The 21,641-nt window shown below is 69.8% G+C and carries 24 protein-coding genes; 13 read left to right on the top strand and 11 right to left on the bottom strand.

The annotated features are described in order from the left end of the window. Positions 1 to 26: 26 nt before the first annotated feature. From R3F55_21835 to R3F55_21820, 4 genes are all read left to right on the top strand, one after another. Positions 27 to 449, top strand: coding sequence for a thioesterase family protein (locus tag R3F55_21835; protein MEZ5670026.1), 423 nt, complete (start codon positions 27 to 29; stop codon positions 447 to 449). Next, on the top strand, positions 449 to 847 hold the full coding sequence (locus tag R3F55_21830) for a RidA family protein (GenBank protein MEZ5670025.1): 399 nt from the start codon (positions 449 to 451) through the stop codon (positions 845 to 847). The genes R3F55_21835 and R3F55_21830 overlap by 1 nt, the downstream gene beginning before the upstream one ends. A gap of 125 nt (positions 848 to 972) precedes the next feature. Continuing rightward, on the top strand, positions 973 to 1,344 hold the full coding sequence (locus R3F55_21825) for a hypothetical protein (protein MEZ5670024.1): 372 nt from the start codon (positions 973 to 975) through the stop codon (positions 1,342 to 1,344). 100 nt (positions 1,345 to 1,444) lie between these two features. Then, a complete protein-coding gene (locus R3F55_21820) occupies positions 1,445 to 1,783 on the top strand; it encodes a hypothetical protein (protein ID MEZ5670023.1) in 339 nt (112 codons plus the stop codon). 18 nt (positions 1,784 to 1,801) lie between these two features. Here the strand turns inward: R3F55_21820 and R3F55_21815 are convergent, their stop codons facing one another. Beyond that, the gene (locus R3F55_21815; protein MEZ5670022.1) at positions 1,802 to 2,938 is read right to left on the bottom strand and encodes an iron-containing alcohol dehydrogenase; all 1,137 of its coding nucleotides are present in this window, start codon (positions 2,936 to 2,938) and stop codon (positions 1,802 to 1,804) included. A 57-nt stretch (positions 2,939 to 2,995) separates the two neighbouring features. After that, complete coding sequence (locus R3F55_21810; protein MEZ5670021.1) at positions 2,996 to 6,958, bottom strand: cadherin domain-containing protein; 3,963 nt, start codon at positions 6,956 to 6,958, stop codon at positions 2,996 to 2,998. A 393-nt stretch (positions 6,959 to 7,351) separates the two neighbouring features. On the opposite strand from R3F55_21810, the gene R3F55_21805 reads away from it, so the two are divergent. Continuing rightward, positions 7,352 to 8,164, top strand: a complete 813-nt coding sequence (locus R3F55_21805) for an ABC transporter transmembrane domain-containing protein (GenBank protein ID MEZ5670020.1) — start codon at positions 7,352 to 7,354, stop codon at positions 8,162 to 8,164. 50 nt (positions 8,165 to 8,214) lie between these two features. Here the strand turns inward: R3F55_21805 and R3F55_21800 are convergent, their stop codons facing one another. From R3F55_21800 to R3F55_21770, 7 genes are all read right to left on the bottom strand, one after another. Further along, complete coding sequence (locus R3F55_21800) at positions 8,215 to 8,916, bottom strand: hypothetical protein (GenBank protein ID MEZ5670019.1); 702 nt, start codon at positions 8,914 to 8,916, stop codon at positions 8,215 to 8,217. Positions 8,917 to 9,007: 91 nt separating this feature from the next. Continuing rightward, positions 9,008 to 9,163 carry a hypothetical protein gene (locus tag R3F55_21795; GenBank protein ID MEZ5670018.1) on the bottom strand — a complete coding sequence of 52 codons (156 nt, stop codon included), beginning with the start codon at positions 9,161 to 9,163 and terminating at the stop codon, positions 9,008 to 9,010. Between the two features lie 74 nt (positions 9,164 to 9,237). Further along, positions 9,238 to 9,393, bottom strand: a complete 156-nt coding sequence (locus R3F55_21790) for a cadherin repeat domain-containing protein (GenBank protein MEZ5670017.1) — start codon at positions 9,391 to 9,393, stop codon at positions 9,238 to 9,240. 18 nt (positions 9,394 to 9,411) lie between these two features. Next, a complete protein-coding gene (locus R3F55_21785; protein ID MEZ5670016.1) occupies positions 9,412 to 9,801 on the bottom strand; it encodes a hypothetical protein in 390 nt (129 codons plus the stop codon). A gap of 27 nt (positions 9,802 to 9,828) precedes the next feature. Further along, the gene (locus R3F55_21780) at positions 9,829 to 9,975 is read right to left on the bottom strand and encodes a hypothetical protein (protein ID MEZ5670015.1); all 147 of its coding nucleotides are present in this window, start codon (positions 9,973 to 9,975) and stop codon (positions 9,829 to 9,831) included. Positions 9,976 to 10,009: 34 nt separating this feature from the next. Next, positions 10,010 to 10,159: a hypothetical protein gene (locus R3F55_21775; GenBank protein MEZ5670014.1), complete on the bottom strand. Its 150-nt coding sequence runs from the start codon at positions 10,157 to 10,159 to the stop codon at positions 10,010 to 10,012. A 777-nt stretch (positions 10,160 to 10,936) separates the two neighbouring features. Beyond that, positions 10,937 to 11,239, bottom strand: coding sequence for a cadherin repeat domain-containing protein (locus tag R3F55_21770; GenBank protein MEZ5670013.1), 303 nt, complete (start codon positions 11,237 to 11,239; stop codon positions 10,937 to 10,939). Between the two features lie 1,290 nt (positions 11,240 to 12,529). On the opposite strand from R3F55_21770, the gene R3F55_21765 reads away from it, so the two are divergent. The 8 genes from R3F55_21765 to R3F55_21730 all read left to right on the top strand — a co-directional run bounded on the left by R3F55_21765 (position 12,530) and on the right by R3F55_21730 (position 19,888). Beyond that, positions 12,530 to 12,922, top strand: a complete 393-nt coding sequence (locus R3F55_21765; protein MEZ5670012.1) for a hypothetical protein — start codon at positions 12,530 to 12,532, stop codon at positions 12,920 to 12,922. A gap of 48 nt (positions 12,923 to 12,970) precedes the next feature. Beyond that, a complete protein-coding gene (locus tag R3F55_21760) occupies positions 12,971 to 13,183 on the top strand; it encodes a hypothetical protein (GenBank protein ID MEZ5670011.1) in 213 nt (70 codons plus the stop codon). 44 nt (positions 13,184 to 13,227) lie between these two features. Further along, a complete protein-coding gene (locus R3F55_21755; GenBank protein MEZ5670010.1) occupies positions 13,228 to 14,061 on the top strand; it encodes an ATP-binding cassette domain-containing protein in 834 nt (277 codons plus the stop codon). Continuing rightward, a complete protein-coding gene (locus tag R3F55_21750; GenBank protein MEZ5670009.1) occupies positions 14,058 to 16,223 on the top strand; it encodes a peptidase domain-containing ABC transporter in 2,166 nt (721 codons plus the stop codon). Before R3F55_21755 ends, R3F55_21750 begins: the two co-directional genes overlap by 4 nt. Beyond that, positions 16,220 to 17,608, top strand: a complete 1,389-nt coding sequence (locus R3F55_21745; protein MEZ5670008.1) for an HlyD family type I secretion periplasmic adaptor subunit — start codon at positions 16,220 to 16,222, stop codon at positions 17,606 to 17,608. The genes R3F55_21750 and R3F55_21745 overlap by 4 nt, the downstream gene beginning before the upstream one ends. 71 nt (positions 17,609 to 17,679) lie before the next feature. Beyond that, positions 17,680 to 18,153, top strand: a complete 474-nt coding sequence (locus R3F55_21740; protein MEZ5670007.1) for an MmcB family DNA repair protein — start codon at positions 17,680 to 17,682, stop codon at positions 18,151 to 18,153. 115 nt (positions 18,154 to 18,268) lie between these two features. After that, entirely contained in the window at positions 18,269 to 19,111 is an 843-nt protein-coding gene (locus R3F55_21735; protein MEZ5670006.1) for a phytanoyl-CoA dioxygenase family protein, read from the top strand. A 489-nt stretch (positions 19,112 to 19,600) separates the two neighbouring features. Further along, entirely contained in the window at positions 19,601 to 19,888 is a 288-nt protein-coding gene (locus tag R3F55_21730; protein MEZ5670005.1) for an ankyrin repeat domain-containing protein, read from the top strand. A 76-nt stretch (positions 19,889 to 19,964) separates the two neighbouring features. Here the strand turns inward: R3F55_21730 and R3F55_21725 are convergent, their stop codons facing one another. Continuing rightward, a complete protein-coding gene (locus tag R3F55_21725) occupies positions 19,965 to 21,281 on the bottom strand; it encodes a caspase family protein (GenBank protein MEZ5670004.1) in 1,317 nt (438 codons plus the stop codon). A 110-nt stretch (positions 21,282 to 21,391) separates the two neighbouring features. Next, the coding region (locus R3F55_21720; protein MEZ5670003.1) for a formate dehydrogenase accessory sulfurtransferase FdhD at positions 21,392 to 21,641 on the bottom strand (250 nt) is incomplete at its 5' end.

Here is a 21,641-nt window from a genome sequence, read left to right as displayed (position 1 = left end):
CGGCCCGGTCGTGCCAAGGATTGTGCATGCAGACACACCGCTACGATGTGACCATCCGTTTCTCGCACTGCGATCCGGCCGGGATGGTCTATTTCCCGCGCTTCTTCTCACTGTTCAACGACGCGGTTGAGGATTGGTTTACGCGCGGGCTGGGCATCGACTATGCCGACCTGCTTACGGTGCGGCGCGAAGGCCTGCCGCTGGCCCATACCGAGGCCGATTTCGCCAGGCCGGTGTTCATGGGCGAGTGCCTGTCGATCCATCTGTCCGTCGACCGCATCGGCCGCACCAGCCTGGCGCTGGCCTTCGACGGCCGCGTCGGCGACGAGCACCGGCTGCTGGCGCGCACCGTGCACGTCCACACCTCGCTGCGCACCCACCGGCCGGAGCCGATTGCCGACGACTGGCGCGCGCGAATGGCGCCCTATCTGCGCGAGGCGGCAGCCTGATGCCCCACGCGACGCTGCTGCCGGACGGCTGGCCGCGCCCCAAGGGCTATGCCAACGGCGTTGCCGCCCGCGGAACGCTGGTGTTCGTCGCCGGCCAGATCGGCTGGACCAGCGCGGAGCGGTTCGAGGCCGACGACCTGCCCGGCCAGGTCGAGCAGGCGCTGCGCAATGTCGTCGCCGTGCTCGCCGCTGGCGGCGCCCGACCCGAGCACCTGGTGCGCATGACCTGGTACGTGGTCGACAAGGCCGACTACGCCCGCCGCACCGCCGAGATCGGCGCCGCCTACCGCCGGGTCGTCGGCGCGGTCTATCCGGCGATGACCCTGGTCGAGGTCAAGAGCCTGCTGGAGACGCGCGCGCTGGTCGAGATCGAATGCACCGCGGTGATCCCCGACTGAGATCCCCGTCGTGCCACGCCGCTGTGAGCGCGATCACAGCCGCGCAATGAACCTTGTTCAGGCGGCGCGCGCCCTATGACTGCCGCCGATGCGATCCAGCATCGGCAGGGTCAGTGGAGCGTTTCATGCGCAAGCGTTTCGTTGGACTTTTCGGCCTCGCCGTCGCTGCCATCGCCGCCGCGTCGCCGGCGCTGGCCCTCGACAACGTCGGGGGCGGCGGTTCCCGCTGCGACTGCTACTGCGAGACCGCGAACTCGGGCTACTACGGCGAGTACGACAGCGTCGGCTACGGCTGCGCCGCACTGGAGAACAAGACCTGCAACATCGAGAATCCGAACACCGGCCTGATCGAGACCGGCCGGCTGTGGGGCTGCTCGCCGACACGGCCCAGCGATCAGTCCCGCGCCAATGCCGGCGTCCTGCAGGATTCCGGCGTCATCGCACCGTCCACGCCGCAGGTGTTCCAGCCGCTGCTGAACGGCAATTTCCGCAACTGATCGGGGCGCGCGGCCGGATCGCGGGCACCGGGACCCAACGGGCCTCCCGGCATCGGCTTCCGCGCCGCGACGCCACCGGTTGCGACGAAGGAGTGATATCTTGGTTCAACGGTCATCCGCCTGTCTTGCGCTGGCGGCCCTGGCGGTCGTTCTCGTCACGGATCACGCGTTCGCGGTCGACGACCAGCCGGCCGAGAGCGTGCGCTGCGAATGCGTCTGCGAAACCGCCAACATGTCGGCCGTGCGCATCTACGACAGCGTCGGCTACGGTTGCTCGGCGCTGTGGAACAAGACCTGCAACGCAGAGAACCCGGCCACCGGCCTGATCGAGACCGGGCGAACGGCGATGTGCTCGCAGACCCAGGCCGACACGAGGTCCGGCCCCTGGTCCGGTGTTCTGACCCATCCCGGCGTGCTGCAGCCGCTCGGCGGCAACTGAGCCGGCACCCAGGAGCGCTCAGGCGGTGTCCATCGCCTCGGCGAACAGGACCTCGAAATCGGGCTTCTGCAGCGGCCGCGGATTGGTGGCGGTGGAGTGGTCTGCGACCGCGCCGTCCACCATCCGCGGCAGCGCCGCCTCCGGCACGCCCATCGCACGCAGGTTGGCCGGCAGGCCGAGCCGGCGGTTCAGCGCGGCGATGGCGGCATCGAGGCCCTGCCCCGGCGGCAGCCGCATCGCCTGCGCCAGCCGTGCGTATTTGTCGCCGGCGTGGCCGGCGTTGTAGCGCAGCACCGGCGGCAGGATCACCGCGTTCAGCGTGCCGTGGTGCAGCACCGGCGCGGCAAGCCCGCCCAGCGGGTGCGACATCGAGTGCACCGCGCCGAGGCCCTTCTGGAAGCACAGCCCGCCCTGCAGCGAGGCCATCATCATCTGCCAGCGCGCCGCGCGATCGCCGCCGTCGGCCACCGCCCGCTCGATCCAGGCCATCGCCCGCGCCGCGCCGTCGAGCGCGATCGCGTCGGCCGGGGGGTTCACCCGCGGCGACAGGAAGGTCTCGATGCAATGGGTCAGCGCGTCCATGCCCGTCGCCGCCGTCAGCCCGCGCGGCAGGCCGTGGGTCAGCGCGGGGTCGCACAGCGCGATGTCGGGAATCATGCGCGGGCTGATGAAGCCCAGCTTGCGCCCGTCGCTGAGCGTGATCAGCGCCGCGCGTCCGACCTCGCTGCCGGTGCCGGCCGTGGTCGGCACCGCGATCAGCGGCGCGGTCGGCCGCACGATCCGCGGGATGCCGCCGAGGATGGCCGCATAGCGCTCCAGCGGTCCGTCGTGGGTGGCCAGCAGGCCCACGGCCTTGGCCAGGTCGATCGACGAGCCGCCGCCGACGGCGACGATGCCGTCGCAACCGGCCGCGCGATAGACGGCGAGCGCGTCCAGCACGGCGGCTTCCGTCGGGTTGCTGGGCGTGCGGTCGAAGGTCGCCGCATGGGTCGCGCCGAGCGGCTCGAGCACACGCCCGAGCAGGCCCGCGGCCACGATGCCGCCGTCGGTGACGACCAGCGCCCGGCCGATGCCGAGTTCGCCGCACAGGGTACCGACGCGGGCGGCGGCGCCGTCGTCGAACACGATCCGGGTAAGGTAGTTGATCTCTGCCATGACGGCAGCGGATGTGCGCGAATTCGCGCGACGGCGCAAGGCCTCAGTGCGCGCCGGTCACCACTCCAGCCGCTCCATGTCGACGAAGTTCAGCCGCGTGCCGTCGTCCAGGTCGACATAGCCGTCGGCGTCGGCCGAGAAGGTGACATAGTCTGCGCCTGTCGCGGTCACCGTGCCGCTGGTCAGGGTGAAGGTCCAATCGCCGGTGTTCGGCGCCTGGGTCATCCCCTCGATCATGATCGTGTCGGACCAGCCGGCGCCGCCGTCCGCCGTGTCGGTGCCGCCGCCGAGCGCCAGGATGAAGGTGTCGTCGCCGGCACCGCCATACATCGCGTCGTCGCCGGCGCCGCCGAGCAGGGTGTCGGAACCTGCGTCGCCGAGCATCGTGTCGTTGCCGGCTCCACCGATGAGAGAATCGTTGCCGCCGCCGCCTTCGAGCGAGTCATCGCCGACTCCGCCGTCGACGGTGTCGTTGTCGGCGCCACCCCAAAGGGTATCGTTGCCCGCGCCGCCGAAAAGCTTGTCGTTGCCGGCGTCGCCGCCGATCGAATCGCTGTCGGCGCCACCGAACAGCGTGTCGGCACCGGCGCCGCCCCACACGGTGTCGCGGCCCGAACCCGCATAGATCGTGTCGTTGCCGTCGTCCCCGCCGAGAAGGTCGTTGCCGGAGCCGCCGTCGACATAGTCCTGCCCGCCGGCCGCCCATACGGTATCGTTTCCGCCGCCGGCATAGATCGTATTGTTGGTGCCATCCCCGTAGATCGTGTCATTGCTGTCGGCCGAGTCATCAACATCGTTGATGCTTATTGTGATGATCTCACTGTAGGTCGCGCCCGACAGATCCGAGACACGAACGGTAATGTCGTGACTTGTCGCGGACTCATGGTCGATCAACGAAGCATCCGCGACCGTGATTTCGCCGGTTGTCGCGTCGATCGCGAACCGGCCGCCGGCGTTGTCGGTCAACGCATAAGTGAAGCCGTCGGTTGCATCGGGGTCTGTCGCCGACATGGTCCCGACTAGGTAACCGGTTTGAACGCCTTCCGCGACGCCAAGAACCAGCGACGGCGTGCTGCTGGTCCAGCCCGTTCCGCTCACATTGCCGACCGTTAGGTCGTTGCCCGACACCGAATCCGTGGTTACACCCCCAGACAGGTCATCCATCCGCCAGTTGGCCAGCAGGCCGGGTTCGGTGCCTTCGACCTGGCCGAAAACGTTGTCTGCGATCTCCTGCGCGGTGCGAACGTCGTCGAAAATGCGGACGTCGTGGATCGTTCCTTCGAATACGCTCGTGTTGTCGAACCCGCCGCCGAGCGAATCTTGTTCCTGACCGAGCACGATGGTGCCGCCCGACGCGATTGTCGCGCCGGTCGCGATGCCGGTACCGCTCGCGATCCTGCTGCCGTCGACATAGATCTCCCACGCGCCCGTGGCGCTGTCCCAGGTTGCCGAGACCTGATGCTCTTTGCCGTCGAACAGAACCGACGCGTCGTAGTCGAGCGCAAAGGCTGTCTCTTCGGAAACCTCGAACTGGAAATGCGGGCCGCCATTGTTGGTATAGACCGAAAGCTCGATTTCATCGCTGGCGCCGACGACATTGTAGCTGAACAATGGCGACCCGGTGGAGCCCAGCGTGGTCGCGCTGAACGTGGTTTCGATTGTCAGCGCTGTCAGGCCGCCGACGATATCGCCGCCATTCGTCGCATAAAGATACGCGTTGTTGCCCCCGTCGATATTTAGGGCAACGCCGCCGTTGGCCGCCATCGTCAGGTCGGTCGGGGCATCGTTTCCATCGGCAAGGTCGATCGTGTAGGTTTCGCCATAGGTGTTGCCACCACTATCGGTCACCTGCACCGAGATTTGGTGGCTCGTGGACGTCTCATAGTCGAGCAGTGCGCTGTTGGCGACCGTGATCTGGCCGCTCGTTGCGTCAATGGCGAAACGACCGCCGGCATCGTCGGTCAGCGAATAGGTAAACGTTTCGCCCGAATCGGGATCGGTCGCCGAAACCTTGGCGACGAACGTGCCGTCGGCGGCGCCCTCGGTCACGGTTGTCGATAGCGCTGGTGTGCTGTTTGTCCAGCCGGTGCCGGTGACGTTGCCGACGGTCAGGTCGTTGCCGGCTACCGCATCCGCAGTCGTCCCACCGGACAGGCTGTCCATCTGCCAATCGGCGACCAAGCCGGACTCGGTACTGTCGACCTGGGTGAACGCGTTGTCCGCTATCTCTTGGGCAGTGCGGACGTCGTTGAAGACGCGGACGTCATAGAGCGTTCCGTCAAATACCTGGCCGCTGTCGAAGCTCCCGCCGTTGCTGTCTTGCTCCTGCCCGAGCACGATCGTGCCGCCGGACGCGATGGTGTGCCCCGTGGCGATACCGGTTCCGCCAGCGACCGCGGTACCGTCGACGTAGATCTCGTAGCTGCCGGTCGCGCTGTCCCAGGTCAGCGAGACCTGGTGCTGATTGCCGTCGAACAGGCCGCGAGGATCATACCCACTGACCGCAGTCGCCTGCTCGCCGATCTCGATCCAGAATTCCGAGTAGCTGCCCCTGTCGTAGACGGCCAACTCGATCTCGTCGCTGGCGCCGCCGGCATGGTAGCTGAACAACGGCGATCCGTCGGAGCCGAGGCTCGAGGACGCGAACTGCACCTCAATGGTCAGCGCGCTCAGGCCGCCGACAATGTCGCCGCTGTCGACAGCGGAGAGATAGGCGTTGTTGCCCCCGTCCGCATTCAGGTCGATACCGCCATTTCTGGCGAGCGAAAGATCGGTCGGCGCCTCGTTGGCATCGGTGAGGTTGACGGTGAAGGTCTGGCTCGAGGTCGAGCCATCGGTCGAGGTCGCCTGCACGGTGACGGTGTGCGAGGTCGCGGTCTCGTAGTCGAGCAGCGAGGCATCGGCGACGGTGACCACGCCGGTCGCCGCGTCGATGGCGAAGCGCCCGCCGGCGTCGTCGGTCAGGCTGTAGCTGACCGTGTCGGTCGCATCCGCGTCGGTCGCGAGCGCGGTGATCCCCACCGCCGCACCGTCGGCCACGCTCTCCGAGATGGTGTTGGCGGTGGCGTCGCCGTCGGATACCGCACCGACCGAGGCCTCCGACGTGTCGTCGGTGAGGGCGATCGTGAACGTCTGGGTCGAGGTCGAGCCATCTGTGCTCGTTGCCAGCACGGTGACGGTGTGCGAGGTCGCGGTCTCGTAATCCAGCAGCGAAGCATCGGCGACGGTGACCACGCCGGTCGCCGCATCGATGGCGAATCGCCCGCCGGCATCGTCGGTCAGGCTGTAGGTCACCGTGTCGGTGGCGTCGGCATCGGTCGCCAGCGCGGTGATCCCGACCGCGGTGCCGTTGGCGACACTCTCGGAGATAGCGTTGGCCGTCGCGTCGCCGTCGGCCAGATCGGAAATGTCGTAGAGCGAGCGCACCGGCTGGACGCCGTCGCCGAGATCGAGTTCCTCGCGGCCGTCGAGCGGACCGGCGGGGGCGCTGCGCTCGGCAGGATCCATCGGCTCGGCCGCGACCTCCGCCCACGCCATCGCGCCGGCGGCCGCAACCGGCGCGCCGCCGCCGTCGCCGGCCGGCGCCTGCGGGCCGGTGCCGGCACCCCCCGTCGCCGCGCCGTCGAGCGCAACGTCGCCGGCATCGTCGGCCGCGAAACCGAAAGCGCCGCTTGCGCCGTCGGCGCCGACCGCCCCGCTGCCCTCCACCGCGGGACCGGTCGCGGGAGCCAGCGCGGCCGGCGCGGGTCCGTCGTCGCCGTCGGCGGGTCCGGCGCCATAGCTGCGTGCGGGATCGGCAACCGGCGCGCCATCGGGGTCGGAAAGCCAGGCCGCGCCGCCCAGCGACGTCATCATCATGCCGTCGCCGGCAGAACGCACCGCGGCGTCGTTCACGATGGCCGGGTCGACCTCCTCGGCGCCGCGCCGGTGCGCGCGCTCGAATTCCTCCGCCTCCAGCTGCGCGCCCGCGCCGCCGTGGGTGTCGGCCGAATTGACCACGATCGCGTTGCTGTCCGCCATGTCTTACCTGACGCAGAAAAAACGGCGCGGCTGTCCCATGCAGCCGGCATGGGGCCAGCGTGACCAGCCGGGTTCAACGATGCGTTAATATTCGCGCGTACTCGTCGGACGATTGTTTCGATTTTTATTGGATTTCGCTGCAATCGGCACCGCCGCCGACGCCCGCGCCGGCGGCGCAATCCGAGCGAAATCACGGGGTTAACGTTAACGGCTCATCAAACAGTCGGGCGCTATGCCAAAGGCGCCACCTGCCGCGCTCCGCACGGCGGCGGCATTGCGTATCCACCGGCTCACGGGCCCGACGACTTGGCGCGATCGCCTGCACTCTCCAGCCACCCGGGCAGCGGCCCATGGCCGACCGACGGCAAACGCGGCGGCCTGCGGCTTGCGCGCATGGCCGCGCTGCAGGCGGTGCGGCCGGGCGTGGTCGCGGCCACCCTCGCCACCAACCTGCTGGCGCTGGCGCTGCCGATGGTGCTGCTGCAGGCCTATGACCGGATCATCCCGAACCAGGCCACCGCCACCCTGACGGCCCTGATCGTCGGCCTGATCGTCGCGCTGCTGCTCGACGCGCTGGTGCGCATCGTGCGCTCGTCGCTGCAGGCCTGGGCGACCGCCCGGTTCGAGCACCGCACCAGCTGCGCGCTGGCCAGGCGCATGCTGGGCGCCCCGATCGAGGTGTTCGAGCGGAGCCCGGTCGGCCAGCGGCTGGAGCGTTTCGCCGCCATCGATACGGTGCGCGAATTCTACGGCGGCCAGGCCGCGCAGAACGTGGTCGACCTGCCGTTCATGCTGCTGTTCCTCGCCCTGATCGCCCTGATCGGCGGACACCTGATCCTGGTGCCGGTCGCGGTCGCGACGCTGTGCGCGCTGAGCATTGCCGTCGTCGGCCGGCGGCTGAACCGCGCCCTGGACGCGCGCGCCGGCGTCGACGACCGCCGCTACAGCTTCGTGGTCGAGACCCTGACCGGGATCGAGACCGTGAAGGCACTGGCGCTGGAGACGCTGATGATCCGCCGACCGTCGGTGACGCTCTCGAGATGGTGTTCGCCGCCGCGTCGCTGTCGGACCGCACCGACCGAGCCTCGACGTGTCGTCGGTGAGGGCGATCGTGAACGTCTGGGTCGAGTCGAGCCATCTGCTGTTGCCAGCACGGTGACGGTGGCAGGTCGCTTCGTAATCCAGCAGCGGCATCGGCGACGGTGACCACGCCGGTCCCGCATCGATGGCACGCGCCGGCATCGTCGGTCGGCAGGTCACCGTGTCGGTGGCGTCGGCATCGGGCCAGCGCGGTGATCCCGACCGCCGCGCCGTCGGCGCTCCGAGATGGTGTTGGCGGTGGCGTCGCCGTCGGATACTGCACCGACTGCGGCCTCCGACTGTCGTCGCTCAGATGGTGAAGGTCTGGTCGAGGTCGGCCATCGCGTGCTCGCACGTGACCGTGGAGGTCGCCGTCTCATAGTCGAGCAGCGAGGCGTCGGCGACGGTGCGCCGGTCGCCGCGTCGATGGCGAGGCCGCCGGCGTCGTCGGTCAGGCTGTAGCTGACCGTGTCGGTCGCATCCGCGTCGGCCGGCGCGGTGATCCCCACCGCCGCGCCGTCGGCCACGCTCTCCGAGATGGTGTTGGCGGTGGCGTCGCCGTCGGACCGCACCGACCGAGGCCTCCGACGTCGTCGGTGAGGGCGATCGTGAACGTCTGGGTCGAGGTCGAGCCATCGGCGTTGCCAGCACGGTGACGGTGTGCGAGTCGCGGTCTCGTAATCCAGCAGCGAAGCATCGGCGACGGTGACCACGCCGGTCGCCGCATCGATGGCGATCCGCCGGCATCGTCGGTCGCAGGTCACCGTGTCGGTGGCGTCGGGATCGGTCGCCAGCGCGGTGATCCCGACCGCCGCGCCGTCGGCCACGCTCTCCGAGATGGTGTTGGCGGTGGCGTCGCCGGATACTGCCGACTGCACTCCACGTCGTCGCTCAGTGACGGTGAAGGTTGGGTCGAGGTGAGCCATCCGTGCTCGTTGCGAGGACGGTGACCTGTGCGAGGTCGCCGTCTCATCGAGCAGCGAGGCGTCGGCGACGGACCACGCCGGTCGCCGCGTCGATGGCGAAGCGGCCGCCGGCATCGTCGGTCAGGCTGTAGCTGACCGTGTCGGTGGCGTCGGCATCGGTCGCCAGCGCGGTGATCCCCACCGCCGCGCCGTCCGACACGCTCTCGGAGATCGTGTTCGCCGTGGCGTCGCCGTCGCTGACCGCACCGACGGCAGCCTCCGACGTGTCGTCGGTCAGTTGACGGTGAACGTCTGGGTCGACGTCGAGCCATCGGTCGAGGTCGCCTGCACGGTGACGGTGTGCGAGGTCGCGGTCTCGTAGTCGAGCAGCGAAGCATCGGCCACGGTGACCACACCGGTCGCCGCGTCGATGGCGAAGCGCGCCGGCATCGTCGGTCAGGCTGTAGGTCACCGTCGGTGGCGTCCAAGCGCGGTGATCCACCGCGCACGTCGCCACGCTCTCGAGATCGTGTTCGCCGTGGCGTCGCCGTCGGACCGCACCGACCGCCTCCGAGTGTCGTCGGTCAGATGGTGAAGGTCTGGTCGAGGTCGAGCGTCGGAGGTCGCCTGCACGGTGACCGTGTGCGAGGTCGCGGTCTCGTAATCGAGCAGCGAGGCATCGGCGACGGTGACCACGCCGGTGCCGCGTCGATGGCGGCAGTATACGGCGTCGTCGTCAGGCTGTTGGTCACCATGTCGGTCGCTCCGCGTCGAGGCCAACGCGGTGATGCCCACGGCCGCGTCGTCCGACACGCTCTCGGAGATCGTGTTCGCCGTGGCGTCGCTGTCGGACCGCACCGACCGAAGCCTCCGACGTGTCGTCGGTCAGATTGACGGTGAAGGTCTGGGTCGAGGTCGAGCCATCGGTGGTTGCACGGTGACCGTGTGCGAGGTCGCCGTCTCGTAATCGAGCAGCGAGGCATCGGCGACGGTGACCACGCCGGTCGCCGCGTCGATGGGCGCCCGCGGCATCGTCGGTCAGGTTAGGTCACCGTGTCGCGTCGGGTCAGGCCAGCGCCGTGATCCGGCCGCCGTCGACACTCTCGGAGATGGTGTTGGCGGTCGCATCGCTGTCGCGACCGCGCCCCGAAGCCTCCGAGGTGTCGTCGGTGTTGACGTGAAGGTCTGGGTCGAGGTCAGCCGTCGTCGCCTGCACGGTACCGTGTGGGTCGCGGTCTCGTAGTCGAGCAGAGGCATCGGCACGGTGACCACGCCCGTCGCCGCGTCGATGGCAAGGCCGGCATCGTCGGTCAGGCTGTAGGTCACCGTGTCGGTATCGGCATCGGTCGCCAACGCGTGATCCCCACGGTGCCGTCGGCCACGCTCTCCGAGATGGTGTTCGCCGTCGCGTCGCTCCACCGACGGCAGCCTCCGATGTGTCGTCGGTGAGGGTGATGGTGACGTTGGGTCGAGGTCGAGCCATCGGTCGGTCGCCTGCAGACGGTGTGGAGGTCGCGCTCATACAGAGCGCGCGTCCGCGACTGCCGGTCGCCGCGTCGATGCGAAGCGGCCGCCGGTCAGGCTGTAGCTGACCGTGTCGGTCGCGTCGGCGCGAGCGCGGTGACCGCCGCACCGTCGGCCACGCTCTCCGAGATGGTGTTGGCGGTGGCGTCGCCGTCGGACCGCACGACGGAGCCTCGACGTGTCGTCGGTCAGGGGTGACGTCGGTGTCAGCCATCGTGCGTTGCCAGCACGGTGACGGTGTGCGAGGTCGCGGTCTCGTATCGAGCAGCGAAGCATCAGCCACGGTGACCACGCCAGTCGCCGCCGATGGCGCGCGCCGGCATCGTCGGTCAGGTAGGTCACCGTCGGTGGCGTCGGGTCGGGCCAGCGCCGTGATCCCGACCGCGGCGCCGTCGGCACGCTCTCGAGATGTGTTGGCGGTGGCGTCGCCGTCGGATACCACCGACTGCGGCCTCCGACGTGTCGTCGCTCAGATTGACGGTGAAGGTCTGGGTCGAGGTGAGCCATCGGTCGTTGCCAGGACGGTGACCGTGTGAGGTCGCCGTCTCGTAGTCGAGCAGCGAGGCGTCGGCGACGTGACCACGCCGGTCGCCGCGTCGATGGCGAAGCGTCCGCCGGCATCGTCGGTCAGGCTGTAGCTCACCGTGTCGGTCGCGTCGGCGTCGGTCGCCAGCGCCGTGATCCCCACGGCCGCACCGTCCGCCACGCTCTCGGAGATGTGTTCGCCGTCGCGTCGCCGTCGCACCGCACCGACCGAAGCCTCGACGGTCATCCAGATTGACGGTGAAGGTCTGGGTCGAGGTCGAGCCGTCTGGTCGCCTGCACCGTGACCGTGCGGTCGCGGTCTCGTAGTCGAGCAGCGAAGCATCGGCGACGGTGACCACGCCCGTCGCCGCGTCGATGGCGAAGCGCCCGCCGGCATCGTCGGTCCAGGCTGTAGCTGACGTGTCGGTCGCGTCGGATCAGTCGCCAACGCCGTGATGCCGACCGCGGTGCCGTCGGTGACGCGCTCTCCGAGATGGTGTTCGCCGTCGCGTCGCCGTCGGCCAGATCGGAAATGTCGTAGAGCGAGCGCACCGGCTGGACGCCGTCGCCGAGATCGGGTTCCTCGCGGCCGTCAACGGCCGGCGAGGCGCGCCGGCGGATCCATCGGCTCGGCCGCGACCTCCGCCCATCGCGCCGGCGGCCAAACCGGCGCTGCCGCCGTCGCCGGCCGGCGCCTGCGGGCTGGTGTCGGCACCCTGTCGCCGCGCCGTCGAGCGCAACGTCGCCGGCATCGTCGGCGCGAAACCAGCGCCGTTGCGCCGTCGGCGCCGACCCCCCGCTGCCTCCACCGCGGGACCGGTCGCGGGGCCAGCGCGGCGGGCGGGTCCGTCGTCGCCGTCGGCGGTCCGGCGCCATAGCTGCGTGGATCGGCAACCGGCGCGCCATCGGGTCGGAAGCCAGGCCGCCGCCCGGCGACGTCATCATCATGCCGTCGCCGGCAGAACACACCGCGGCGTCGTTCACGTGGCCGTCGACCTCCTCGGCGCCGCGCCGGTGCGCGCCTGAATTCCTCCGCCCAGCTGCGCGCTCGCGCCTTGGGTGTCGGCCGAATTGACCGATCGCGTTGCTGTCCGCCATGTCTTACCACGCAGAAAAACGGCGCGGCTGTCCCATGCAGCCGGCATGGAGGCGTGACCGGGTTAACATGGTTAATATTCGCGTACTCGTCGGACGATTGTTTCGATTTTGTCGATTTCGCTGCAATCGGCACCGCCGCCGACGCCCGCGCCGGCGGCGCAATCAATCACGGGTTAACGTTAACGGCTCATCAAGTCGGGCGCTATGCCAAGACCTGCCGCGCTCCGCACGGCGGCGGCGTGCGTATCCACCGGCTCACGGGCCCGAAGACTTGGCGCGATCGCCTGCACTCCAGCCACCCGGGCAGCCCTGGCCGACCGACGGCAAAGCGGCGGCCTGCGGCTTGCGCGCTGACCGCGCTGCAGGCGGTGCGGCCGGGCGTGGGCGGCCACCCTCGCCACCTGCTGGCCTGGCGCTGCCGATGGGCTGCTGCAGGCCTATGACCGGATCATCCCGAACAGGCCACCGCCACCCACGGGCCCTGATCGTCGGCCTGATCGTCGCGCTGCTGCTCGACGCGCTGGTGCATCGTGCGCTCGCGCTGCAGGCCTGGGCGACGCCGGTTCGAGCACCGCACCAGCTGCGCGCTGGCCAGGCGCATGCTGGGCGCCCGATCGAGGTGTTCGAGCGGCCGGTCGGCCAGCGGCGGAGCGTTTCGCCGCCATCGATACGGTGCGCGAATTTACGGCGGCCAGGCCGCGCAGAACGTGGTCGACCTGCCGTTCATGCTGCTGTTCCTCGCCCTGATCGCCTGATCGGCGGACACCTGATCCTGTGCCGGTCGGTCGCGACGCTGTGCGCGCTGGCATTGCCGTCGTCGGCCGGCGGCTGAACCGCGCCCTGGACGCGCGCCGGCGTCGACGACCGCCGCTACAGCTTCGTGGTCGAGACCCTGACCGGGATCGAGACCGTGAAGGCACTGGCGCTGGAGACGCTGATGATCCGCCGCCACGAGCGGCTGCTCGCCCGCTCGGCAACCCATTCCAGCGACATCGCCTATCTCGGCGCGATGACCCGGGCATCGGCGCCATCGGCCCAACGCATGCGAGTCTGGCCTGCGTCGGCGCCCTCGACGTCATCGACGGCACGCTGACCACCGGCGCGCTCGGCGCCTGCACGCTGCTGGCCGGGCGCTCGGTGCAGCCGCTCACCCGCACCGTGGCGCTGTGGACGCAGATGCAGAGCATCATGCTGGCCCGCGGCCGGGTCGAGGAAGGCCTGGCGCTGCCGCAGGAGGACGACGGGCCGTTCGCCGGCGCGGCGGCCTCGGCCGACGAACCGCCGCTCGGCGGCGAGATCGCGATCCGCGGGCTGACATTCGGATTTGGCGACGCACCGGCGCTGATCGACGGGCTCGACCTGCACGTGCGCCCGGGCGAATTCATTGCCATCCAGGGCACCAGCGGCGCGGGCAAGACCACGCTGCTGCAGCTGATCATGGGCATGGGCACGCCGCGGGGCGGCGAGATCCTGTTCGACGGCCGCCCGCTGCACCGGATCGGCGCCGCCAACGTGCGCGCCCAGATCGCGTTCCTGCCGCAGCAGCCGACGCTGTTCCGCGGCACGCTGCGCGACAACCTCCTGCGCTTCGCCGGCCACGAGGTCGAAGACCGCGCGCTGGAGCTGGCCAACAGGCTGGGCCTCAACGACGTGATCGCGCGTCTGCCCCAGGGTCTGGAGACCTGGATCGGCGACGACATGAGCTATGCGCTGCCGGCGGGCGTGCGTCAGAAGATCGCGATCATCCGCGCGCTGGTCGCCGATGCGCCGATCATCCTGTTCGACGAGGCCAACAGCAATTTCGACCAGGAGGGCGATCGGCATCTTGCCGGCCTGGTCGAAGGGCTGCGCGGCAAGAAGACCATCGTGCTGGTCAGCCATCGGCCGTCGCTGCTGCGCATGGCCGATCTGCGCTACGACCTCGCCGACGGCCGGCTGTCGCCGGTGCGCCCGGTGGAGGACGGCCGATGAGCCTGCGCCTCGCCACCGCCAGCGCCGCGGCCGAGCAGGTCGAGACATTGGTCGACACCCTGCGCCGCGGCAACCCCGAGGGCGGCGGCGTGCTGTCGCCCTTCGCCCAGTGCCTGGTCCCGCTGCTGGCCGCCATCGGCTGGCGGGGCGACGGACGGATGCTGGTCGAGGCCCTGCCCCACTTCGCCACCGACCTGAACCTGGCCGACCTGCGCAACGTGCTGACCCGGCTGGGCTACATGTCGACGCCGGTGCGCACGCGGCTTTCGTCGATCGACCCGCGGCTGCTGCCGCTGCTGTTCGTGCCGGAGCGCGGCAAGCCCATCGTCGTCGGCAACGCCGGCAAACGGCCCTATGTCTACGATCCCGACAGCGATGCCTGGACCGACCTCGCCCGCGAGCCCGGCCGCGGCACCGCCTATGTGGTCAAGCCGATCGAGGCGATGCCCGGTGCGGCGAGGCAGGCGCCGGAAAGCTGGTTCCGCGACACCATGCGCCGGTTCAAGCCGCACCTGTTGCAGGCGCTCGGCCTCACCTTCTGCATCAACCTGGTCGCCCTGCTGACGCCGCTGGTGATCATGATGATCTACGACAAGGTCATCGGCTCGCACGCGCCGGAGCTGCTGGTGCACATCGTTGCCGGCATCGGCCTTGCGATCGGGCTGGAGATCGCGATGCGCGCGCTGCGCGCCAGGCTGCAGGCCCACATCGCCGCCCGCGCCTCCTACCTGATCGGCGCCGCCGCATTCGAGAAGGTGCTGATGCTGCCGGTCGGCATGAGCGAGCAGGCGCCGGTCGGCGCCCAGCTCAGCCGGCTGAAGGAATTCCAGTCGCTGCGCGAGTTCTTCACCTCGAACCTGCTGACGCTGTTCCTCGACCTGCCGTTCACGCTGGTCTTCGTGCTGGCGATCGCCGCCATCGCCGGCCCGTTGGCGATCATCCCGCTGGTCCTGCTGGCGATCCTGTCGCTGGTCGGGGTGCTGCTGTTCCCCGCGGTGAAGCGCCGGGCGGCGACCAGCAGCGCCGCGCGCGCCGAGCGCACGGTGTTCATCACGGAGATGATGAGCGCGATGCGGGCGATCAAGGAACTTGGCGCCGAGCAGCGCTGGCTCGACCGGTTCCGCGAGATCTCGGCGCACGCCGCGCTGTCGAACCGCGATTCGGCGCGGATCTCGCAGATCCTGCAGACGGTGTCGCAGACGGCCATGTTCGGCGCCGGCGTCGCCACGCTGGGCTTTGGTGTTACCGCGGTGATGGCCGGCGACATGTCGGTCGGCGCTCTGATCGCGACGATGACGCTGATCTGGCGCATCCTGTCGCCGGTGCAGATGGGCTTCCTGATGCTGCACCGCATCCAGCAGTTCCGCAACGCGGCCGGCCAGCTCGACCAGTTGATGCGGTTCCACTCCGAACAGCGGCGCAGCGTCGTCTCGCGCGACCGGCTGGTGTTCCAGGGCCGCGTCGCCTGCCATCGGCTGATCCACCGCTATCGCCCGGACCAGGACCCGGCGCTGTCCGGCATCGGCTTCAAGATCGAGCCGGGCCAACTGGTGGCGATCGCCGGCGCCATGGGCTCCGGCAAGTCGACGGTGCTGAAGCTGATCCTCGGCCTGTATGCGCCGACCAGCGGCGTGGTCGAGATCGACGGGGTCGACACCCGCCAGCTCGACCCGATCCAGCTGCGCCAGATGATCGGCTACGTGCCGCAACGGCCGGTGGCCTTTTACGGCACGCTGGCCCAGAATCTGCGCCTGACCAACCCGGCCGCCACCGACGCGGAACTGGAGGAGGCCTGCGCCAAGGCCGCCATCCTCGACGACGTCCGCGCCCTGCCGCACGGCTTCGAGACCCGAATCGGCAACGATTCCAGCCACCTGTCGGCCGGATTCCACCAGCGGCTGGCGCTGGCCCGCGCCTATGTGCGCAATCCCTCGATCATCCTGATGGACGAGGCCGCCTCCAGCCTGGACAACGCCGGCGACGCCGCGCTGATGGACGCGCTGCAGCGCGTGCGCGGCACCTGCACCGTGATCTACGTGACCCACCGGCCCAGCCACATGCGCATGGCCGACCGCCTGATCGTGCTCGAACGCGGTTTCCTCGCCCTCGACGGGCCGCCCGACCTGGTCATGCCCAAGGTCCTGGGACGGAAAGCCGCATGAGCATCCTCGCCACCACGAGAGGCCGCAAGGCCGGCGCCGTCCCGGCGCGCAGAGGCGAATCCCGGCCGGCACAGGCCGGGCTCGATCAGCTGCACCTGGTTTCCAGCTCGGCCGTGCTGGAGGAAGGCGGCCCGCCGATGGCGGGCGCCTACACCCTGTTCGCCGTGCTGCTGCTGATCGTCGGCGCCATCGCGTGGGCCGCCACCACCGACGTGACCAGCGCCACCATCGCGCCGGGCAGCGTCATTCCCGACGGCCGGGTGGTCGAGCTGCAGCACCTCGAGGGCGGCATCGTCGCCGAGGTGCCGGTCCGCGACGGCCAGCAGGTCGAGGCCGGCGACGTCATCATGGTGCTCGATCCGACCGCCGACGACGCCGACCTGCACCAGATCCAGGCCCGCCAGGCCGCGCTCAACATCACCGCGGAGCGGCTGCGCGCCGAGGCATTCGGCCGCGAGCCGGATTTCGGCGACTACATCCACAGCTATCCCGACCTGGTGATGAACCAGATCGACGTGCTGGAGGCCAACCGCGCCGCCATGGAAAGCGAGCGCGCCGTGCTGGAATCGCGGCTGCGCCAACGCGAGGCCGAGGCCGAGGGTTTCGCCGCCGAGGCCCACAGCCTGGGCCAGCAGCGCGGCGTGGTCGGCGAGCAGCTGGCCATGCGCCAGACCCTGCTGGAGCGCGGGCTTGCCTCGCGGCTGACCGTGCTCGACGTGCAGCGCGAATATGCCCGCCTCGACGGCGAGATGCAGCAGGCCCAGGGCGGCGCCACCCGCGCGGTCGAAGCCGCCGAGGAGGCGCGGCGCAGCATGGCGGAGCTGGAGCTGCGCTATCGCAGCGAGGCGATCGAGGCGATGGGATCGATCGCCGGCGAACTGGCCGAGGTCAACGAGATGCTGACCCGGCTGGAGGACCGCGTCGCCCGCCGCGAGGTGCGCTCGCCGGTCCGCGGCACCGTCAACGCGCTGGCCGCCACCGGGCCGGGCCAGGTGATCGAGCCGGGCGCGCCGGTGGCCTCGCTGGTGCCGGCCGACGGCGCGCTGATCGTGGAGGCGCAGATGTCGCCGTCCGACGTCGGCTATGTCGCGGTCGGCCAGCCGGTCGACATCACCGTCGACGGCTTCGACGTCGCCCAGTTCGGCACGCTGGCCGGCGCGGTGACCTTCATCTCGCCGACCACCTTCACCGACGCCGAGGGCCACACATACTATCGCATCCGCGTCGCCCTCGACGAGCCGAGCATCGAGCGCAACGGCGAGCGCCATGCGCTGGTGCCGGGCATGATCGTGCAGGCCTCGATCCATACCGGCAGCCAGACCATGCTCAGCTACCTGGTCCGGCCGGTCTACCGTTCGCTCGCCACCTCGTTCACAGAACGCTGAACCGGCGCGGTTGACGCGAGGCGGCGGCTGCGCTTTGATGCCGCCTTGAGCACAAAACGGAAACATGCACGATGGAGCCGTTCGAGGGCCGGCCGGATGCCGAGGCCGACAGGTTGCGCCGGGGCGTGATGCGCTGGATGGTCGATCTGGGCTACCAGCCGCTCAGCGAGTTCGTGCTGAAGACCGGCCGCCGGGTCGACGTCTACGGCCTCGACGACCGCGGCGACACCATCGCGGTGGAGATCAAGAGCTCGCTGGCCGATTTCCTCGCCGACCGGAAATGGCCGCACTACCGCGACTATTGCGACCGCTTCTTCTTCGCCGTCGGCGAGGCGTTCCCGATCGACCGGCTGCCCGACGAGACCGGCATCCTGGTCGCCGACGGTTTCGGCGCCGACATCTATTGCGAGGCGGCGCGCACCGGGCTGGCGTCGTCGCGCCGGCGCAGCCTGATCCTGCGCTTCGCCTGCGTCTCGGCCGCCCGCCTCTACCGGGCGGAGGAGCAGCCGCTGCCGATGCGCGCGGACCGCGCCGCATTCCGCTGAGGCGGGGCGCCGCGCGCCCGTTTGCCGCTTCTATTGCGCCCGCGGATTGGGCATGCTGGCCGCGAACCGGCGCGATGCGCGCCAGCGGTCACCGGCGGCATTGGGGAGGTGCGCCATGCGGGATTTCGACGTCGCGTCCTATGACGTGGCCGAGGTCGTCAACGAGCTGCTGGAAGGCGGCGGCGCCGTGCGCTTCCCACGGGCCTTCGCCCCGGCGCAGATCCGCGAGGCGCGCGACATCGTGGTGCGCTACAGCGAGGACGACCCGGAAAAGGTCACCCATTTCCAGCAGACCGCCGGCGACGAGGGGCTGCTGCGCCTGCAGCGGCGGGTGTGGAACCTGCTCAACAAGGGTGCCGTCTTCAGCGCAATAGCCCAGCACCCGGTGGCGATGGACGTGCTGCGCCGCTTCCTCGGCGACGAGTTCATCATGGGCTCGATCTGCGCCAGCCGGCTGCTGCCGGGCAGCCCCGGCCAGGAGCCGCATCTCGACTATCCCTATTGGGACTTCCACAAGCCGAACAGCTTCCCGGTCCACACCAACTCGTCGTTCCCGCTGAACGCGCAGGCCACCGTCCTGCTCGACCCGTTCACCGAGGACAACGGCGCCACCGCCTACCTGCCCGGCTCACAGCACCGCATGCGCTATCCGACCAAGGACGACGCCTTCTTCGACCGCTGCGCCCGGATGACCGGCGAGCCCGGCGACCTGGTGATCTTCTTCGGCGCGACCTGGCACTGCGCCATGCCGAACCGGTCGAATGCCGACCGGATCGGCGTGCTGATCGAATACCTGCCGAAGTTCGTCAAGCCGGTGGAAGACATGCTGGCCGGCCTCGACCAGGCCTTCCTCGACAACGCCGACCCGATGATCCGCCAGCTCCTGGGCCTGAACTACGCCTATCCGCAGGTGTTCGACCGCAGCGGCCTGCGCAACGAGGAAGGCATCGGCTACTGATGGCCGGGGCGGCGCTGGCGGGTGCCGCCCGCCGCGCCCCGTCTGGCGAGACGGGAGGGGTCCGGAGATGACGTCGGCGCCGTTGCCCGAGCGGATCGCCAGCGGGCGGACCGATCTGGTCTTCGAACTGGCGGTCGATCCCGCGGCCGCGACGGATCGTAACGGTGTGCCGCTGATGCGCTGGTGCGCCTATTACGGCGACGTCAGCGCGATCCGTTTCCTGCGCAGCCGCGGCGCGGACTTGGCCGTCCTTGGCGACAACCTGGACCTCAACGGCGCCGCCTTCCACGGCCACTGGCAGCTGTGCGCCTATCTGCTCGAACACGGCGCCGATGCGAATGCCGGCCTCGCCGACACCGGCGAAACGCCGCTGCACGCGGCGCTGAGTGCCGCCAACCGCCTGACTGCCCCCTCCGTGGTTGAAGTGCTGCTGCGGGCCGGCGCCGACCCCGACCGTCGCACCAACCCCGGGTCGCGACCGGCTGCTTCATGCGCGACTGCCGCACCCGGGGCGAGACGCCGCTGCACCGGGCCGCAGCCTTCGGCAGCGCGGCGACGATCGACCTGCTGCTCGGTGCCGGCGCCGCCAGGGATGCGCGGGATGCCGCCGGCGATACGCCGCTCAGCTGGGCGAGCTGGCACCTGCGGCCGGCGGATGTCATACGCCGGCTGTGCCACGGCGGCATGGCGCTGCATCCGGAGGCACGATGGTCCGGCGACCACGGTGCGGGATGGAGCGGTCTCGACGCCAACCTGGCAGGCGAACCGCACCCCTGACCGGCGACCTCCGCCCGAAAACGAAGGAGGCGCGGCCTGGGCCGCGCCTCCGCATCGAATCGGTTGGGGCAGAGGGTCAGAGCACGTAGCCGCGGAACTCCTCGGACTGCGAGCCGAACAGCTGCACCAGGTCGGCGATATTCTCCGCCGTGACGCCGCCGATCAGGTTGACGTCCAGCGTCAGCACGGCATAGCGGTCCTCTTCGACCGAGGCGATCGACCAGCGCTGCTCGGTGTTCCAGCGGTTGACCTGGCGCAGGTCCAGCGGCCGCTGCGATTCGTACAGCGACCAGATCTGGATGCTGCCGCACTGCTGGCCGTCGCAGTCGAAGAACCAGATGCCGACGCCGTCGCCCGGAATGAAGCCGGTGTTGTCGACCACCAGTTCGACGCCGTCGTCGCTCGCCTCGATCGACGAGGTGAGGCCGAGGTCGGCCAGCAGCGCCTGCATCGCCTCCGGGGTGACCGAGGTCATCACGCCGGACGGGCGCGCCTGGGTCTGCGGCTCGGTCTGCTGCCCGTCGCGGGCGCCGAACAGGCTCGACTGGGTGAACACGCCGGCCTCCTCGACCGCGTCGATCACCGTGCCCTCGTTGGCGGCGACCAGCTGCTCGCCCGCGGGCATGAAGAAGAACTCGCCGATCATGGCGGAGTGTTCCCACGGCACCTGCTCGCCGTCGCTCCACTCCATCACAGTGCGGCGGGTCTCGCGCAGGGTCTGGGCCAGCTCGACGCCCGGCTCGGTCATGTGCAGCATCAGCGCTTCGGTGAACAGCGAGTTGTCGTGGTCCTCGCCGCCCTCCCAGGCATAGGTGCCCGGCGAGGTGGCATAGGCGACCAGCGTGCCGACCGGCGCCATCACCGGCGCCAGGCCCGGGCTCGGCGGCACGGCGGAGCGGGTGGTCTCCATCTGGTCGAGGAACGGGTTGTTCCGGCAGGCGTCGAGCAACACCATGTTGAAGGCGGCGCCGCCGGACTCGACGGTCTCCATCACGTCGCTCAACGGCAGGAACTCCTGGTCGACCGTGCGGCGGTCGCCCAGGCGCGCGCTGATCGGCGCCAGGTAGTTCTCGCCGTCGAACTCCATGCCGTGGCCGGAGTAGTAGACCAGCGCCACGTCGGCGCCGCGGATCTCGCGGCGGAACTGGTTCAGCGCCTGCTGCATCTCGCGCTTGTCGGCGTCCTGCACCAGCATGACGTCGAAGCCGACGCTCTGCAGCGTGCGCGCCATCTCGTCGGCGTCGTGCAGGGTCTGCGAGAGCTCGCCGGCATAGCGATAGCTCTGGTTGCCGAACACCAGCGCCACCCGGCGCTGGTCGATCTCGGCGAAGGCCGATGTGGCCACCGTGCCCACGGCGAGCGCGAGGGCGGATCCAAGGACGATGTTGCGCATGGCGGATGGTCCCCGTTGTTAACCTGCGAAGCGCGATGCTGACTATCTAGCAAGGAATTGGGGCGGTGTTTAGGCGTTCCGTGACCGCTTTCGCGGCAGCGTGACCGCCGTCACGGCGCGGCCGACGCCTTGCGCCGCGCCCGCTCCGGCTCGTCGTCGGCCGACGCCGGGTCGGCGTCCCAGACCAACCGGTCCAGACCCGACAGCGCCAGGAAGCGGCGGCCCTTGGCCCGGCCGATCAGGGTCAGCCCGGCGCGCCGGGCCAGTTCCACCCCCCAGGCGGTGAAGCCGGAGCGCGAGACCAGCACCGGAATCTCCATCTGCACCGTCTTGATCACCATCTCGCTGGTCAGCCGGCCG

Source organism: Alphaproteobacteria bacterium, assembly GCA_041396705.1.
GTDB lineage: Bacteria > Pseudomonadota > Alphaproteobacteria > CALKHQ01 > CALKHQ01 > CALKHQ01.
This window is presented reverse-complemented; position numbering and strand designations above follow the sequence as displayed.